The organism is Agromyces allii (assembly GCF_009749385.1).
GTDB classification, from domain to species: Bacteria; Actinomycetota; Actinomycetes; order Actinomycetales; family Microbacteriaceae; genus Agromyces; species Agromyces allii.
In genome coordinates this window covers 140,480-157,999 of record NZ_WBIN01000012.1, presented here as the reverse complement: position 1 = coordinate 157,999, position 17,520 = coordinate 140,480, and the positions used below count along the sequence as shown (strand labels likewise).

12 protein-coding genes are annotated in these 17,520 nt (G+C 63.7%); all 12 read right to left on the bottom strand.

Annotated features, from left to right (window positions below):
- Positions 1-221: 221 nt before the first annotated feature.
- The 12 genes from GQR16_RS15640 to GQR16_RS15590 all read right to left on the bottom strand — a co-directional run bounded on the left by GQR16_RS15640 (position 222) and on the right by GQR16_RS15590 (position 17,519).
- The gene (locus GQR16_RS15640) at positions 222-533 is read right to left on the bottom strand and encodes a putative quinol monooxygenase (protein ID WP_157416087.1); all 312 of its coding nucleotides are present in this window, start codon (positions 531-533) and stop codon (positions 222-224) included.
- 15 nt (positions 534-548) lie between these two features.
- Positions 549-2,501, bottom strand: coding sequence for a beta-L-arabinofuranosidase domain-containing protein (locus tag GQR16_RS15635; RefSeq protein WP_157416086.1), 1,953 nt, complete (start codon positions 2,499-2,501; stop codon positions 549-551).
- 58 nt (positions 2,502-2,559) lie between these two features.
- Positions 2,560-8,982 (bottom strand): Ig-like domain-containing protein, encoded by a 6,423-nt coding sequence (locus tag GQR16_RS15630; RefSeq protein WP_170298533.1) that lies wholly within the window; start codon positions 8,980-8,982, stop codon positions 2,560-2,562.
- A 184-nt stretch (positions 8,983-9,166) separates the two neighbouring features.
- Positions 9,167-10,159 (bottom strand): aldo/keto reductase, encoded by a 993-nt coding sequence (locus GQR16_RS15625; protein WP_157416084.1) that lies wholly within the window; start codon positions 10,157-10,159, stop codon positions 9,167-9,169.
- 90 nt (positions 10,160-10,249) lie between these two features.
- Positions 10,250-11,215 (bottom strand): NHL repeat-containing protein, encoded by a 966-nt coding sequence (locus tag GQR16_RS15620; protein WP_157416083.1) that lies wholly within the window; start codon positions 11,213-11,215, stop codon positions 10,250-10,252.
- The gene (locus GQR16_RS15615; protein ID WP_157416082.1) at positions 11,209-12,069 is read right to left on the bottom strand and encodes a phytanoyl-CoA dioxygenase family protein; all 861 of its coding nucleotides are present in this window, start codon (positions 12,067-12,069) and stop codon (positions 11,209-11,211) included. Before GQR16_RS15615 ends, GQR16_RS15620 begins: the two co-directional genes overlap by 7 nt.
- Before the next feature lie 77 nt (positions 12,070-12,146).
- Positions 12,147-12,989, bottom strand: coding sequence for an AraC family transcriptional regulator (locus GQR16_RS15610; RefSeq protein ID WP_157416081.1), 843 nt, complete (start codon positions 12,987-12,989; stop codon positions 12,147-12,149).
- A 25-nt stretch (positions 12,990-13,014) separates the two neighbouring features.
- A complete protein-coding gene (locus tag GQR16_RS19630; protein ID WP_170298532.1) occupies positions 13,015-13,563 on the bottom strand; it encodes an acyltransferase in 549 nt (182 codons plus the stop codon).
- Complete coding sequence (locus GQR16_RS19625; protein WP_170298531.1) at positions 13,560-14,669, bottom strand: hypothetical protein; 1,110 nt, start codon at positions 14,667-14,669, stop codon at positions 13,560-13,562. Before GQR16_RS19625 ends, GQR16_RS19630 begins: the two co-directional genes overlap by 4 nt.
- A 4-nt stretch (positions 14,670-14,673) precedes the next feature.
- The gene (locus GQR16_RS15600; RefSeq protein WP_157416079.1) at positions 14,674-15,921 is read right to left on the bottom strand and encodes a TolB-like translocation protein; all 1,248 of its coding nucleotides are present in this window, start codon (positions 15,919-15,921) and stop codon (positions 14,674-14,676) included.
- Positions 15,922-16,581: a ThuA domain-containing protein gene (locus tag GQR16_RS15595; protein ID WP_157416078.1), complete on the bottom strand. Its 660-nt coding sequence runs from the start codon at positions 16,579-16,581 to the stop codon at positions 15,922-15,924. It abuts the gene before it with no gap.
- Entirely contained in the window at positions 16,578-17,519 is a 942-nt protein-coding gene (locus GQR16_RS15590; protein ID WP_170298530.1) for a hydroxyacid dehydrogenase, read from the bottom strand. Before GQR16_RS15590 ends, GQR16_RS15595 begins: the two co-directional genes overlap by 4 nt.
- Position 17,520 lies beyond the last annotated feature (1 nt).

The following is a 17,520-nucleotide window of genomic DNA, read 5'->3' as shown; positions in this document are numbered from 1 at the left end:
GATCGGGACGATGTTCTTGCTCGCATCGCAGCAACGTCCACGGTGGACTCCGAAGCAACGGATCGCGGGACGGGCGGATGACCAGACGCCCCACCGTTCGGGACGGGCGGGCATTGGTGCAACGCGCCAGCCGGCAGCGGCGGCTGACCCGATCGCCTCATTGGAAGCAGGGGACCTCCGATCGGCGCAAGCGCCTCTGCGTTCCGCGCTCGCTTAGCCGATCAGAGTTCCCCAAGAGCCGGCTGCCCCGCAGGTAGTGGGTCCATCAGCGTGACCGTAGTTGGCGCTGCGAGGAACCCCTCGACTGCGGCGTTGAGCGCCGCGACTGCGGGGCCGGATGCATGTGCATCGAGCAGTTCGCGTGAGTCCCATTTCTCGATCATGGTGATCGTTCCGTCTTCGGCGTCGTGAATCGCATACAGCCAGCAGCCCGCCTCCGCATGCACGGCCGGGATGGTGTCGCGAAGTGCCGCGATCAGGTCGCCATGGTGTCCTTCGAGGGGATGGAACACTGCGGTCACGATGACGGGCAATGGGTCTCCTAGTGATCAGATCGGATGTTCGGTGGTTTCGCGCGGCTTAAGCGTGAAGTACGTCGCGTATCTCGCTCCGTGCAGGCTGTAGTACGGCTGCAACGTCCATCCGCTGGCGCGCGCGTCGACATCGCGCAGTTCGAATCGCATGGTCTGGGTGCCGTTGAGATTCGGGCCGTCCGAGACCCGTACGACGTTGGTACGCGGATGGGCCTTCCAAGCCTCCGGATCATCGACGACGATGACGGAGTCGAGGTCTCGCGTGCTGCTCAGGCGGACGAGCACTCCTGCCTCGTACGTCGCGTCGACGTCGGCTCGACTCAGCTCTGTCGCAAGGAGGACTGGGCCGTAGCGAACGGCCACCCAATTCGGATTCTCAGTGGCGCCGACGACCTCAACTGTGGCGGGCAGACGATATTCGATGCGATCACCGGCCTCGACCGGCAAAGTGACCCAGCCGTCGTTCGTGATGGTGCCGAGGTCCTTGGCCGAGCCATTCACTGCCAAGCTCGGCTCCCCGTCCACCCATCGCGGTACCCGGAGAAGCAAGACCGTTCCGGCGGCGATCTCTTCGCCGTCAATCGCGTCGATGGTGAATCTCACCAAATCTCGTTCCGGCACGCTGCAGGTTTGTGTGAGGCGGAGATTGCGATCCGGGTCGGTGAAGACGGAGGAGACGAAGCGCGCGACGAGGATGCCGTAGGGAGACCTGAAGTAGACGGTGTCACCGAGCTTGGTGAAGCTTTCGAGTGCGGTTCCTTGGTCGCACCAGAACTCGTCGAGCTCCCGGCCGAACACTTTTGCGTAGCCGGGCGCCATCGGCTGGAAATAGGTGACCATTCCCGTTTCAGGATGCTGCGACGCGAGGATCGAGTTGATGACCGTGGACTCGTAGTAGTCGAGATATCGAACGTCTCCGGTGAGGAGGAACAACTCGCGCGTCAACTTGAGCATGTTGTACTCGTTGCAGCCCTCGCTGGTGGAGTTCTCGCCGTAGCCGTCGGTCTTGCCGGTCATGGCGTGCCGGTAAAGCGAGCCGGGCTCGTGAAAATGCTCCCCCTGGCTGTTGCCGCCGTTGGCGTACGTGTGGTGCTCCGTGACCATTCGCCAGAAGTTCTCCGCAGTCAGGCGGTATCGGGCGAGATCTGCCTGTTCGGCGGTTGTCGATGAGGAGACGTCTGACAGGACGAGGTAGCGCTTGAGCGCGCCGATGACCTTCGGGATCGTGGTGTTGGCGTGCAGTCCGTCGAGGACATCGATGCCGGCGGCGAGTCGGTCGAAGAGGGATGTCTCGTCGAAGTACTCGGCTGCACGGCGGTGCGTGGGGTCGCCGGTGATTCGGTACAGCTCGTAGAGCGCGTCGTTCATTCCGCCGTACTCGGTGGCAAGGATGTCGGACGGCTCGTCGAGTCGTCCGGCCCACGCAGCGATCCAAGATCCGAAGCGGCTGGCGATTTCGAGGGCTGTTCTGCCCAGTCGTCCGGGCACGTGCTGATGGGTGTGAAGCAGTCCGGCGAGGATCTTGTGCAGGTTGTAGAACGGGACGATGAGGCCGTCGCGCCCGTCCGGAAGCGCCTCGATGGGGAACGCGGAGAGATAGCCCGTGTTGTCGGGGTGGTTCTGTGCGTACGCGAGTTGGCATCGTTCAAGTCCGACCACCGCGACCGTGAGTCGAACGAGGAGCTCATCTGCGAGGACGCCTGTGCTGACCGCGTATGCCTGGGCGAGTGCGGAGAGGTAATGCCCGAAGAAGTGCCCTTGGAATCGTGGACCGGTCGCCCGTTCCCATCCGCCGTATCCGACGGTTGTGGCAGGTGGGAGTCCGGCCTGCACGAAGAATCCGTGCAGGAACCGTTCTGGTTCGAGGCGGAGCAGGTAGTCCGCTGTTTGCGTGAGGGCGTTCGCTTCATAGGCGTCGAGGATCTTGACGAGCGGTGCGGCGACGGCCTCGAGTCGTGGGACCGTCACCGCCCGTCTCCGGGTCTCGACTCAGAATCGAGTGGTGAGGTCGGTGTGCTCACCTCCGTCATCTCACGCGAACCGTCCCGGCGGTCGAGAACCCGCCGGCGTAGATCGAGCCATGGAAGTTCGTACCGTTCTGAACGCTGACCCGTCCCGGGGCGGTCAAGTGCAGTTCGATCAGGTCGTCAGCGGTCGTCTCGCTCGACAGGGCGATACCGCCCGCTCCTGCCGAGGGAAGCCCGGGCACGATGACGGTGACCTGGTGCCGTTCGCCGTTGGCGCTGACGAATCGGGCGCCATTGACGGTAGAGAGGCCATCCGCGACGATCGTGAAGTCCGCCGAGAGGTTCACGGTCATGCCCTGCAGTCCGATCGACGCGCAGTTCGATCCGGTGGCGGCACGTCGGGCATCGATGACGGCTGCGCTGGTCACGCTGATGCTTGACGAGTTGACGCTGTACGAGGCCATCGTGCAGCCGGGTTTCGCGCTCCTTCCGGACATCCAGGCGGGTGCGTTCGCTGCGGATGCGGCGTCGTTCAGCCACTGCACCCAGGTCTGAGTGAAGGTCGGCAGAGCAGGAGCCGAGTAGGCGTCCACCACGGGTGCGGCGATGTCCTGATGCTCGGCGATCGCTCCGCCGACCCGCCCCTTGGATTTCAGGGCTTCACGCGAGACTCCGTCAGCGATCGTGATGGTGCCGCCGCTGAGGAGGTCCCCGCCGACCCGCGCGGTCGACTGGAATGTGATGTTGCCGACGACCCTGATCGTACCGAGCACGGCCGGCGTCGAGTCGAGCTTCGCGTTCCCGCCGACAATGAGGTCGCCGTCGATCTGGCACGTGTTGGTGAGGTGGGCATTGCCGGTGACGCGCACGGTGCCGGTGACGTGGACTTGGGAGTTGCATTCGAAGTCGCCGCGTACGTTGTGATCTCCGCGTTCGACACTGAACGCATTGGTCAGGTTCGTGTTGCTGAACGAGCTCAGAGTTACGGGGACTTCGATGACGACCGCGAACGTTGCTGTCCTGGTCGGATCTGCCGTGAGTGTGACCACCACCTCGATCGTCCCCGGTTCTGCAGAATCGAACCCGGACAAGTCGAACTCCGTGGCGTCCAGGGTCTTGGAATCGCCGTCGCTCCATGCGGCGGCGACCTCGAGACCAGTCGGATCGAAGTCTTCGCCAACCTGATAGCTGGTCTTCGTCGGTTCGCGGGTGATGGTGATCTCGGTCACCGAGGGCGGTGCTTCGATAGTGACGGTGAATGTCACGCTGCGCGCGAGATTCGCTTTCAGCGTGGCCGTGACGTCGATCGTGCCGGGCGCTGTCGAGTCGAATCCGGACAGCTCATACTCGTCTTCGGTGAGTGTCGTCGACGCGCCGTCGCTCCAAGTCGCCGTGATCTCGAGACCGGTCGGGTCGAAGTCGTCGCCGACCCGATAGATGGTCCTTGTCGGCGCCTCCGAGATGTTGAGCGCGGCTATTGTCGGCTCGGGCCCGACCCGGTAGTTGATCTCCGCGGTCTTGGGTGCTCCCGAATAGAGGGTCACGGTCAACTTGACTGTTGCTGTGCCGTTGGCCACCGCCGTCAGCGCTCCAGTCTTGGAATCGATCACGAGCACGTCCGGGTCGCTGCTTTCCCATTCGACGTTGGCCACGTCGGTGTCTCCGTCACCACCCGTGAGCTTCGCGTTGAGCTGGTCTTCGTCGCCGGCCTCCAGTTGTTCGGTCGGCTTCGATTCGCCTTCTTCGAAAACGGTGGTACCAGCAGCGTTCTCGACCCAGAAGAATTCGGAGGCCCGGATCTCGTTGGTGACGGTCACAGGCACGTCGACGAACACGGTGGGATCTGCGTTCGATGCGACGCGCACCGTCGTGGTGCCGGAGACGACTTCGTTCAGGCTGGCGTAGAGGTGGGTCGGTTTGACGAGTCCGGTACTGGTGACGGTGACCAGGCCGGGGTTCGCGGACGTGTAGGTCACCTCTTGGCTCACGGTCGACGGGTTCACGGTGCTGGACAGCTGGTACTCAGTCATCCGTGTGTTCTCGATCGGGATGAACCGGATGCTGTCGGCGTTCACGGTCGTGCTCTTCGGGACGGGCGCACCCTTGTAGATGTTGACGTTGTCGAGCATCGTCGTCCACGACATTGCCGACCCCTGGGTTCTGGTCGTCCACCATTGCAGCGAGGCGACGTTTCCGTTGAAGGTCGAATCAGCCGCGAACGGAACGGTGTGCGTGGCGGTGATCGCCGGATCGTCCTTTCGAGTGATCGTGAAGACCGACTGCTTGGCCTTCATATCGAGCTCGATGTGAACGTCGTACCAGACGTTGTTCACGTTGAAGCCGGTTCCGACGGGAGTGGTTCCGGCGACCGGCACGTTGGTGGTCGTGGTGGTCGACTTTCCCCCGCTCGCGTAGCCGAGTTCGGTGGTCCAGTCGTATTGGAGTGCGAGGTATCGGTTCTCTGCACTGTCGTTGATGGTGAGGAACGAACCATTTGATCCGGTTGGCTGGCCGACGTTCCAGTCGAAGTCGAAGGTCACGAGGTCGTTCTTCGCGACGGGAGAGATATAGCGGGCCCCTCCACGACCTCCGGTGCCGCTGCCGGAGGCGGACAGCACGTAGTTCCCGGAGTTGTCGGCGACGGCCGCGTTCATGACGCCGCTGTAGTTGGCCGCACGACCGGTGTTCCAGTTGTCGCCGATCGCACGGTTGTCGAACGAATCGCTGATCGTCGGCACGTAAACCGTCATGGTGTCGCTGAACTCTCCGTCTTCCGAAGATGCGGTGATCGTGGCAACACCTGCGGAGACCGCCGTGATGATGCCGAACGAGTTCACAGTCGCGACCGATGGCGTGTCAGAGGACCAGCGCACGGTGTCCTTGGTTGCGTCGACCGGGGTGATCGTTGCCGAGGCTGCGACCGTCGGTGCAACCGAGGAAGGGTTCACGGACGAGAAGTAGTCGGATGCGAAGTAGTGCTTCTCCAGGTCGAGCGTGACGCCGGTCACGGCGACTTCTTCCGATTGCACCGTGACGGTGGCGTGAGCGGTGTACCCACCCTGTTCGCTGGTCGCGGTGACAGTCGCGGTGCCGGTGTGCACGCCGGTCACCGCGCCTGCGGAATCCACCGTTGCCACTGACTCGTCGGAACTCGACCAGGTGACGTTCTTGTTGTCGGCATCCTCGGGGAGCACGAGCGCCGACAGAGTTTTCGTCGACCCTTCCTGCACCGTGAGCGAGGTCTTGTTGAGGACGAGTCCTTCGGCTTGAACCGGCACGACCGTGATGGCCGCGGTTGCTGCCGTAGCCGGGCTGTCATCAGACTCCGCGCGGATGGTGGCTGTGCCGACGCCGATTGCGGTGACGAGTCCGGTCTTGTCGACCGTTGCGACGGACGGGTCGGACGAGGTCCATAGGACCTTGTAGAGGGTTGCGTTCGCGGGTGCGATCGTCGCGGTGAGTTGGAGTTTGCGGCTGTTGCTGACGGTTGCGCTCGTCTTGTTGAGCGTGACGGATGTGACGCCGACCTTCGTTGCGTTGAGCGTGAAGGATTTCGACGCTCCACCGTCGGTGGAGGTCACCGTGATCGTGGTGGAGCCGGCACGCTTCACATTGAGCTGCACCTTCGATGAGTCATCCGTTCGCCCTCGCAAGCTGCCCGCCGGCGTTTGCCAGGTCTCGCCGAAGAACGAGGCGACTCCCGGGTTGGAGGAACTGAACACGACGGACTTGGATGTCGCGTTGGCGAGGGTTGCCGTCAAGTCGACCCGAGCCAGGACCGCGGCGGTGATCGTGCCGCCGTCGGCGACCGTGTTGGTTCCGGCAGTGATGGTCAGGTCGGCGTTGGACGCCAGGGTGGGAGCGGCAACGTTCACCGTCGCCGTGGCCGTGTGGCCTGCGGCGTCCGTGGCCGTAACGGTCGTTGTGCCCGGCCCTTCGGCCCGCACATAACCGTTGTCGGTCAGGGTCGCGACCGCGGTGTTGGCGGAGGAATAGTCGATCGTGCTGTCGTTGAGCACCTGGTCGATCGGGATGATCGTCGGCTTGAGCCGCTGGCTTCGACCGGTCGTGAGGGACAGGATCGTCTCGGCGAGCGAGATCCCGGTCGGTTCGGTCGGGGTGACGGCATACACGCCATCGGCGATTCCGTTGTCGGAGTTGAGTGGTGTCAGTGCGGTGCTCGGTTTCGCCTTCGGGAGGCCGCGCCAGAGGTACGCGTACATCGAATCCATCATGTCGCCGGCTTTTCCGGCGCGGGTGCTCCCCATTTCCTTGATGGTGACATCGCCGTTGTTGAACATTATGCGGCCGGCGACAGTGGCATTTGAGGTCTGGCTGCTGCCGGCGCCTGGCGTCGGAATCCAGTCGGTCTCCCAGTAGTAGAAGCCTCGGGTTTGGCCGTACGGGTTCGGTGTGTCCAAGGCGGCCTGCTGGTAGTCGAGCAGCCAGTTGTACTGGCCGTTCGGGCTGCTCCGGTAGTACGCGGATTGACCCATCGATGCGGTCTGCTGGCTGTAGCTGGCCAGGTACTTCGTGAAGGCGAATCCCGTTTCGACGTTGAGGTAGTCGTGGTATCGACGGTCCGGGTTGGCGTTCAGCACGTTGGCCATTTTGATGATGTTGCCGCTCGAGCGGCCGCCGTAGAGCGAGTGGGACTCACCGTCGAACTTTGCCCCGTTCGCCGCGAGACCGTTGAAGATGTTGTCGACGTAGGCGGTGTCGTACCCGTTGTTGGTGTGAACGGATCGGGCAGTTCCGGGTGCGGCGGCTTCCACCGCGTCCCACGTCGCGGTGATGATCGAGGCGTGCCCGACCGAGGTGGCACCACGGCCGATGGGCCAGATGAGCCCGCCATCTTGTTCGTTGCCCTGCTTGACGCCGGCAATGTCGACGTTCTTCTCGACGAGACCCGAGATGAAGTCGTAGACGTAGTTGTAGACGATCGACTTGATGTGCGCGAGGTCGGTGTTCGTGCGCTTTCCCGCATAGTCGGTGTTGATCCATGAGCTCGGCGCGTAAGCCTTGCCGGCGCTGATCCAGGCGTCGGAGTAGTGGAAGCTCGGCATGTAGCTCATGCCCAGCTGAGTTGCACGCTCGGCGAGCTTCGTGGTGTGCACCTTGTCGAAGTAGCCTTCGATCATCTTGTATTCGATCGGGTTGCCGGCGTCATCGAGCTCGGCCGAATAGATCGGTTCAAGGGTGTTGTTGTCGTACACGGTGTTGCCTGCCTGCACGAAGATCATCGAGATGATCGAGTTCACGCCGTGGTTGGACAAGATCCGCAGTCCGTCCTGCTGAACCCCGTTGGCGAAGTACTTGCCGCCGTGGTCTTCGATGGCGGGCAGGAACGAAACGTCGGCGCCGCGGATGTTCTCATCGTCGTGGATTGCAAACAGGTCGATCGTGTCGACGTACGCGAAGTGGTCGTCGTTGCCGTTCCAGGGGTCTTCTACGTAGGTGCCATCGGAGTTCCAGAGCTCGACCGAGGCTTCGAAAGCGTCGTCCTTGACGGTGTTTGCGTACAGCTCGACAGCGTGGTCGTCGGGCCCGGTCTCGAAGGTGATCGAGACGAGTGAGTAGCCGTCCGTGCCTGCAGGAGCCTGGCGCAGGACAGTCCCGTTCAGGGACTTGACGCCGATGTTCACTCGGTCGCCGGTCGATTCACGGTGCACGAGTTCGCCGATGATCCGGTCCTTCGCGTCCTTCACCTTTTCGGTTGAGAAGGTGTCCTGCTCGTCGACCTTCACCCGGGCGGTGAATCCGTAGCGGGTGTTCGGCTCCACTGCGACCTGGCGTGAGATCGTGGCGTCTGCCGCGAGCTTGACGGCGTTCTGACCGGTATCGGCGCTGCTCGAGTCCAGACTGGCGCCAGCGGATGCGTTCCACCCGTCAAGGCCTGATTCGAATCCCCAGTTGGGGACGGACAGGTCTGCGGAGTCGAGCGTGAGCGTGAGGTTGTCCACGCTCAGAGCGGTGCTTCCGGCGGTGATCGAGAGCGTCAGCTCGCCGGAGTACACCAAGACATTGCGATGCGAGGTCTGCTGCCACGCGTTGTTGTTGATGTTGGCATCCACCAAGGCGACCGAATTGGGGCCTCCAGTGCCGGACACGGTCAGGTTCGCGTTGTTGTTGCCGGCGGAACCGCGGAACCATCCCGCGAGACTGTAGCTGCCCTGGGCGAGCCCTGAGATGGTGACACGTGCCGTGGCATTCGCAGCGAGCGACGCGTACCTATTGCCGTGCTGGGCTCCCGATGTGGGTGCCGTCACATTGCCAGTCGTCTCCCACGAGGAAAGAGCCGATTCGAAGTCGAGATTCGCGTCAGGCGCCGCCACCGCACTCGCCATGCTTGTTGCCGCAGGTACGGCTGCCTCGGCGGCCGGAGCGAACACGACACCTGCGACGGGAAGTGCGACTGCCGATGCGGCGACGATAGCCAGGGCTCGGCGGAAGCGACCTCGGACCGTGCGATTGGTAGCCATCTCACTCCTTCGTGGTGATGGTCGAGTTGTTTGGGATCGCCCATGAACGTATGGCCGGGCCGAGGGGGCCGAGAAGTGAGAATCTTCCGGAATCATCTGGACGAAACGATGATCGACGTCCACCCAGATGCGCACGCCCCGCGTGGTTGAATCGGCGAGCAGAGCCGATCCGCAGGGTCCGCACTCAGTGCTGGCGGGCGTATTCGTCGATTGCCGCGAGGTCAGCCGTGGTCAGCCCGGCCGCGTCAAGCGCGGCGAGGTTTCGGTCGAGCTGGTCGATGCTGGAAGCCCCGATCAGAGCGCTCGTGACCTCCGGTCGGCGAAGCACCCAGCTCAGGGCGAGCTGGGAGAGCGTCTGCCCCCGGCGTTCTGCGATATCTGCGAGCGCGTTCGCCGTCGCCAGGTACTCCTCACCGATGTCAGATGAGTTCATCCATCGGCCTTCCGCCGCTCGCGAGCCCGGTGGGACGCCCTCGAGATACCGTTCCGTGAGCAGTCCGCCTGCGAGCGGAGAGAAGACGATGCATCCGACACCCAGCTCGTCGAGGGTGGCCAGGAGTGCATCCTCTGGCTTCCGGTCGAAGATGTTGTAGCGAGGTTGGTGGATCGTCAGGGGGATGTTCTCGGCGCGGAGCGCGATGACCGCCGCACGGGTCTGCTCGGCGTTGTAGTTGGAGATGCCGACGTACAGCGCCTTGCCCTGTCGCACCGCGGCGGCCAAGGCGCCCATCGTTTCTTCGATCGGCGTCTCGGGATCCGGGCGGTGCGAGTAGAAGACGTCGAAGTACTCGAGTCCGGTCCGATGCAGGGATTGGTCGAGCGATGCGAGCATCGACTTACGCGATCCCCAGTCGCCGTATGGGCCGTCCCACATTTGATAGCCCGCTTTGGTCGAGACGATGATCTCATCTCGGTAGTGCCGTAGGTCTCCGGCGAGAACCCGACCGAAGGCGCTCTCCGCGGCGCCGGGAGGCGGACCGTAGTTGTTCGCAAGGTCGAAGTGCGTGATGCCTCGATCGAAGGCATGCGTCACGAGCGCGCGTTGCGTGTCCCACCCTCGCGTCGTGCCGAAGTTGTTCCACATGCCGAGCGAGATCCGCGGAAGCCGCAGGCCGCTCCGGCCTGAACGGACATAGGTCATCGATGCGTAGCGGCCGGCCGCTGCAGTGTGGGGCATGGTTCGAGTGTTGTGGGCAGGGGCAGTCGCGGACAGGATCGAACCGGGGTTGGGCATAGACGATCCGACGAGCGAACTCGCCGGAGCGGGTCACGTCGGCACGAGCCTGATGACGCGCCCTCCGATGATCCATTCTGTGACGTACACCTCGCCGTTCGCTGTTACCGCGATGCCGTGCGGCGCCCGCAGCCGGTCGGGTGAAACGGACGGCCCTCCGAGGCGGCCGTCAGCCAATACGTTGGGCCAGATTGGATCATCCGATTTCGAAGCGTCTCCGAACGAGCCCACTACGCGATCGTCGTCATTCAGCACGATGATCGCGCCGAAAAGCTCGGTCACCCAAAGGCGCGAGCCGTTGAGCGCAAAATTCGACGGACTGGTCAGCTCGCCCTCGCCCACCGACTCGATGAAGACACCGTCGAGCGTGAGGGCAACGATTCGCGCGTTGCCTCGGTCTGCAACGAGGAGGCGCGGGGAGGCCCCGCGGTCGTCGACGATGATGCCATGAGGGGTGAGGAACGGCGTCCCGCTGTCGCTGCCGTCGCTGGACCACAGGACCTTTCCATCCGCCGAGAAGCAGTGCACGAAACTCTGCCCATAGCCGTCTGCGACCCAGATCCGTTCGTCGTGTGCTGCTCGGGAGTCGCGCAACGCGATGCCGGATGGGCGCCAGCCATCCCCCGGGTCGGCGAGCTCATGGGTCGTGACGCCTACTGCGTTCACTCGTGTGACTCGACCCTCCGATACCCGTCGAACGACCTCGGGGCCGTCAGCCCGCGCCTTTCGTCCAGGGTCGGCGATCCAGACACCACCGTGATCGTCCGATGCGAGCCCGTGGCACTCGACTGCGTCGACGGCACGAGGCGCGCCGCGCCCGTCCGCTGCAAGGCTACGAATGGTGGATCCGTCCGGGGCAGTCCACAGCACCGTGTTCCCAGGCGCGACACAGACGCCGGGGTGCGCCCAGGCCGTGGCTTCAGAGTCCAGCGCGTCGACGATCTCGATCCGATAGCGAACTCCGTCGATCACGGTATCCGCCGTTTCGGAGGTCAGCACGTGACGCCGCGACCCTCGAGACCATAGACCTCGAGGCGGTCTTCCTCGGGGATGGTGAATACGTTCCGGTCCACGTAGTGGAACTGGATCGCCCGGCGACGGGTGTCCGTCCGGTTCGCCGGCGTGCCGTGGTGAATGAGTCCGTCGAAGAAGAGGAGACCGCCGGGTTTCAGGGGCACAGCGACGTCCCTAGCGAGGGCGACGTCTGTGTCGCAGATCTGCCAGTCTCGTCGGGCGAAGTGCGGAACTGGGCCCTCACTGTGCGAGCCGGGTAGGACGTGCATGCAGCCGTTCTCGAATGTGGCTTCGTCCAGCGCGATCCAGACCCCGACGACCGTTGCGTTCAGGTCGATGTTGAAGAACGCCTTGTCCTGGTGCCACGGCTTCTCCCGGCCGACGCCCGGGGGCTTCAGGAGTGCCATGTCCTGGAACATGATGATGTCGTCCGTTCCGATGATCTCGCGGGCTACACGAAGGATCTCCGGGTGATAGGCGATGGAATGGAGGCGTTCGTCCTCGTTCACGAACTTCATGAGACGGCGGATCGAGTCGGCCTTTTCGTCAGGGGTGAGCGATTCGAGTTGGTCGGCGACAGCGGCTTCGAACTGGAGGTCGATGCGGTCGGACGCTTCGTCGATGACCGTCTTCAGACCGACGATCGCGGATGCGGTCTCCTCGGCGGTGAGAGCGTGGTCGACGGCCAGGAAGCCCATTGCGCGGTACTCCTCGATCGCGTCGGCGTCGATCGCTGCGAGGTCGGGAACGGCTTGGGCAACGACGTCGTTGCGGTAGAGATGCTCCGAGTACTCTCCGCCGAGCGTGTCGACCCCGCCGGTAAGCGTGTCCGTTGACATGGTGAATCTCCTCCTGATCGGGCAGGATGCCTGATGAATACACTCAGCCTAGAAAGCGGGAATAGCCCCGGTACATGTCACGAACCCTGACTGTTGTGCACCGAACGGCGGTAGGCAGATGGCGGTTCGCCGTATCTGGCGCGGAATTGCCGGCTGAAGAGGAACTGATCGGAGTAGCCCAGCACGAGCGAGATCTGGCTGACGGTCATGACCGTGTGTTGGAGCAGTTCGCACGCACGATCGAGACGGGCGTCAACAGTGAAGCGTCGGAAGGTCGTGCCAAGTTGGGTGACGAACAGACGGCTCAGCTGGTCCGCCGACAGTCCGACCGCCCGCGCGACCTCATCCAGCGACGATCTCCTGGCGGGGCGGTCGAGAATGAGCTCGATGGCGTCTTGCAAACGAGTGTCGATGCCTTGAGCGCCGCCCCGTTGCGCGGCGTCTTGTACGTAGACCTGGGCTAACAGTTCCATGAGCATCCCGCCTGCGGCGTAGTGCCCCAAGGCGCTGCGATCGCGCAAGCGCCTGACGATCCGATACAGAGCGTCGGCGATGGGTCCGACCTGCTTCACGGTCAGAAGAGGGCCAGGCATGCTTTCGGGTGGAAGCGTGACGGGAAGTCCCGTCGTTCGGTCGACGAACTCGAAGTGGCAGTACAGGACGGTCAAACGAGCGGTCGAGTCTTGTGTGGCCTGGACATGATCGCCGGGCCGAAGCACCGCGAGGGACCCCGGCTCGAGTTGGCGCTGAGGTCCGTCGTTGATGCTCAGCGCGCCGCTGCCTGCGATGACGTACCAGAAGTCGTAGTCGTCGAGGGTCGGGTTCCACTCCCAGCCCGGTTCGCATTCTCGGCGGCCGAATCCACCATGTTGGCGGAGCACGACTGTCCCGAGGAGCTCCTCGATTGCGTCTAGAGCCACATTGCTCTCCTCGACCGTTCGCCCGTCACGGCAGCGGAGTGACGAGGTCTCCCGCGTTGCGCTTCTTCAACACACGTGCTGGCGTGCCGCCGAGCACCGACATTGGCGCGTGGTGGCCGCGGACGACGCTGCCAGCTGCGACGACGCATCCGTGGCCGATGTGCGCCCCGTCGAGGATGGTGACATTCGCTCCGATCCAGACATCGTCTTCAATGACGATCCCCTCGGCGGTGACACCCTGCTGGTAGATCGGCTGGTCGGGGTCGCTGAAGACGTGGTTGGCGGAGACGATCACAGAGTGCGTCGCGATCCTGACGTTGTCGCCGATCTGAACTCCGCCGTGGCCGTAGATCACCGTGTACGGGTTCACGGTGCAGTTGTCGCCGAGCCGGATCGAACCGCCGTACGGCAGCAAGAGGGCTCCTTCATGGATCTCGCAGTTCTCTCCGAAAGAAATCGGCCCGGACGCTCCGTCGAGTCGCGCGCCCGGTGCGATCCGAGTTCCCGAGCCAATGCGGATGGATTCGGGGGAACCCGTCCGGGTCTCCTCCCACCAGCTGTATGCGTTCGTCATCGTCTGCCGCCTTCCGGTACCGCGTGGACTTTGCTGAAGGCCCAGGGGGCCTTGACCTCGGGCCAGCCGAGCTCGGCCGTCATTTTGATCGCTCCGAGGTACATCAGCGTTCCCCACATGTCTGCCTTGGGCCGGCGGCCGCTCATCGCGATTCCTGCGTGCGCTTCCATGGCCGTTTCGTGGAAGAACGAGAAGCCTCCTCCGGGCTTCTCGACGGCGAGTACTCGCGCAAGCAAACGTCGCGCCCAGTCGGCGAGTTCGTCGCGTCGGTGGTCTGTCCATCGAGCCGCGGAGTAGGCGACGTGAGCAAGGTCGAGATCGTTGCAAGCGAAGCCCGTGTCCCATCCGTAGAACGTCGGGTCGTCGCCGGCGATGAGGCAGGCGTCAATGAGGGACTCTGCACGCTCGATTGGTCGCCCGGAGAGGTTCCAGCTCGCGCGCAGCACGTGGAAGGCTCGGTTGATGTGGGGTGTGATCGGACCAGCGATTGTGCCGACCGGCCAGAAGCCGCTGGGGTCTTGAGTGCGCACGAGCATCTCGTTGACCCAGCTCCATTGCTCGGCGGCACCTGGGACGGCCAGCCGCGTGTTGTGGAGCACTAAGGGCCCGAAGTCTCCAACGCCGAACGGGGCGTGCGCGAGCCACTCCCAGGAGACTGCGGCTTCCAGGTCGCGAACGGACGCCTCTGCAAGGTATCTCACGGGGTAGCGGAGCTGCCCTCCGAGTGCGTCGAGCGCGGCGGTCGTGGTCATGGTGAAGAAGGTGTCGCCGTCGGATCGCTGCCGCGGGTTCGCCACGAGCTGCCGTCCGCGCCAGGTGCGGTCGACGACCAGTCCGGTGCGTTCCAGTTGGTAGGCGGCCAGATGTTCGATCCAGCTCACTCGCTCTTGGGCTGTGAGCGGGAGCCCGAGCGCGACCCACAGTTCCACACCTGCAGTTGTGGCATTGAGCTCGACTGGAACGATCGACCCTTCGCAAAGCCCGAATCCGATTCCGTCAGGGCTGCGGCGGCGCGTGAGCCACGCGCCGGCTCGGTCGGCGATGCCCGTCAGCAGGTCGGACACCGTCGGCGTATCCAGGTCATGCGTCGCGGACAGTACATGCATCGGGCTATGCCTCCAACTGCATCAGGTAGACGTCTGAGCGCCCGTCACGGAGGCCACGGTTGTAGCTCAGATACTTGCCGTCCGCGGACATGATCGGGTGCGGGTCGAATTGTTGTCCCGTCTTCCAGTACGTGCCGTGCCGCCCGAGGATTTCGGTTCTCGGCAGTCCGAGCGAGTCGAGTTCATTCCAATGGATCGCGGTGATCAGGTCCGGGGTGATGAGGCCATCGGTGATGATCGCTTGGCGCGTCGCATGTGAGCTCGAATGACCGTAGTGGAAGAACGGATAGTCCGATTCCCAGATGACGTTGCCGTGCAGGTCGGCGACACCGATGTAGTGGTCGATGCCTCGCATGTCGAGGAGCCAATCGCGATCGGTGTAGTCATACAGCAGGCCACGCTTCTGTTCTCGAGGCAGCTGCGCGGGGTTACCGGAGGAGCCGTGGTAGTAGATGTACTGGCCATCGGCGCTCCAGTTCGTGTGGATCTGGAAGGTGTTCGCATTGCGCGGTTTCACCTCGGTCAACGAGCCGGTCTTCGCGTCCAGGAGCCAAGCCCTGGTTGTCTTTCCATCGCTGCCGCCGTGCCACCCGGGAGAGTAATTGCGGTCGAAGAGGAGCAGATCCGGGTCCGTCGGATGGGCGAGGATGTGAACGTTGGCCGAGCCTTCGTCGCGGAGTACTTCTTCGACATGGCCGGTGACGAGGTCGATGCGCAGGTAGATCGTGTGCGTGGATTCATCTTTCGGCAGATGATGCTTCGCGATGAAGAGGTGGCGACCGTCAGCGGATCCGGCAGGGTGCCCGTACGCGTAATCCGATTCGAATCGTTCGATCAGTACCTTCTTCTCGAGGGTGGCCACGTCGTACGCGTACAGTGCGGCCTCTCCCAGCTTGGTCACGATGAGTCCAGGCTGCGACCACAGGGTCATGTCGTTGCCCTCGATGAAGTGGTCGGTTGCGCCTGGGGACGTGGCATCCACGACTGTCAGATCGCCAGTAGCCGTCTCGGCTCGTAGGATTGCCGACCCGCCTCCGTCGTTCTGGGTCATCAGCGCGAGGTACCGACCATCAGTGGTGAAGCCGTTGTTCAGGTGGTACGTCGGCGTCTGATTCCGGTCGCGGAACTGCGTCAGCCTTCGGGTTGGGCGCAGGGTGACCTCGTCTGGAAAGAGGCTCGACTCGTTGAATGTCTCGCCGACGGGCGGAATCCCGGCGTCATGGATCTTCTTCACATCGGTGATGTCGGACACCTAGACCTTCCCCTCGAGGAGCCAGTCAGCTGCGCTCAGGACGAGGGCACGGTGTTCCTCAGAGTCGTACGATGCCGCGTCGTGGCCAAGTCCGTCGTAGATGACTCGCGACGAAGGTCGGGAGTGCGCCCAGATGAGCGGGTGTACCAGCCCGTCGTGGTCGTGCGTCGCCAGAATCTCAACTTCCGGCGAGACCTTCAGGTAGCTGTAGCGTTCATCGACGAGGACGAAGTCGTCGTGGCCGTGGGTGACAGGGTGATCGACAGGCAGGACGCTGATATCGGCAGTTCCACGAGGAGGGTGCATTGACGTTCCGCGAACCCAGCGGCCGCCGAGGATCTGCTCCCAACGTTCGTCGCCAGGAAACGCCGTCGCCACGACGTGACACGCGAGGATCGCTCCACCGGCTTCCGAAAACCGAAGGATTCCATCGACGCATGCCGTGTCGGTGGGCAGTGCGACTCCCGCGCTGCCAAAGTTCAGAACGACGAGGTCCCAGTCGCCGGCGTGCAGATTCGCGAGCGCCTGGGTCACGTCTGTTGTGAGTGTGACGTCGTTCCGCGCTCCCAGGATGTCGACGAGCCGCCCGGACGTCTCGTCGAATGGATGCCATGGATCGCTGTACGTTCCGCCACCCGACACGATCAGTACGGCACTCATGCAGATCTCTCCAGGTCCGCGAGCCCGAACGGATGAATGGCAGCCAGCCCCGCGGCGAATGCCTCCACTTCGAGGACGACCGACTCACCGAGACGGCGAAGCTCGTTGCCTCGGGCACCGGCAAGATGTGGTGTCAGCAGCACATTCGGCAACTGACGAAGCGGGTGGTCGCGCGGCAGCGGCTCAGGATCCGTGACGTCGAGCACCGCGTTGAGCCGGCGCTCACCGAGACAGCGCACCAAGGCGTCTTGGTCCACGAGGCCGCCGCGCGCCGTGTTGATCAGCGTCGCACCTGGCGGCATGCTCGCCAGCAGGTCCTCGGTGACCATGCCGCGTGTGCTGGGCAGAAGCGGGGCATGCAGGCTCACGATGTCGCTGCGCAGGAAGAGCTCGTCCAGTGTGACGCTTGAAACCCCCAGGGCGGCCGCGTCGCGAGCGTCCAGGTACGGATCGAACACGATCACGGTCATATCGAACGGGCGCAGCAACTCGATGACGCGGCGGCCGATCTGCGAGGCTCCGACGATTCCGATCGTGCGGCCGTAGTTGCCGATCGAAGCGAAGCGTTCACCGTCTCGATCGATGCCGGGGTCGCTGGCGTAGTCGCTGGCCGCCGCGAGTACATCCTTCCCTGCGAACAGGATGGACGCCAATGCGAACTCGGCGACCGGCAGGGCATTCGCTGCGCTGGCGGTCGTCACGCGGATTCCGCGCGCCCAGACCTCGGGAGAGAGGATTCCTTTGACGGTGCCACCGGAGTGGAGGATCGCCTGCAGGCCGGGCATCCGATCCAGCTCTGCAGGACCGATGCTCTGGGCTCCCCATCCGGTGATCAAGACCTGTGTGCCCGATGCTGACTCGGGCTCGAACTCCAGGTGCCGATGGATACGTCCGCGCTGTGCCTCGTCGAAGAGCCTCGTCTCGAGTCCCGCGTCCATC

Coding starts and splice junctions, on each gene's coding strand:
- GQR16_RS19625 (WP_170298531.1), bottom strand. CDS start 14,669: ATGCATGTACTGTCCGCGACGCATGACCTGGATACGCCGACGGTGTCC.
- GQR16_RS19630 (WP_170298532.1), bottom strand. CDS start 13,563: ATGACGAACGCATACAGCTGGTGGGAGGAGACCCGGACGGGTTCCCCC.
- GQR16_RS15590 (WP_170298530.1), bottom strand. CDS start 17,519: ATGGACGCGGGACTCGAGACGAGGCTCTTCGACGAGGCACAGCGCGGA.
- GQR16_RS15615 (WP_157416082.1), bottom strand. CDS start 12,069: ATGTCAACGGACACGCTTACCGGCGGGGTCGACACGCTCGGCGGAGAG.
- GQR16_RS15630 (WP_170298533.1), bottom strand. CDS start 8,982: ATGGCTACCAATCGCACGGTCCGAGGTCGCTTCCGCCGAGCCCTGGCT.
- GQR16_RS15595 (WP_157416078.1), bottom strand. CDS start 16,581: ATGAGTGCCGTACTGATCGTGTCGGGTGGCGGAACGTACAGCGATCCA.
- GQR16_RS15625 (WP_157416084.1), bottom strand. CDS start 10,159: ATGCCCCACACTGCAGCGGCCGGCCGCTACGCATCGATGACCTATGTC.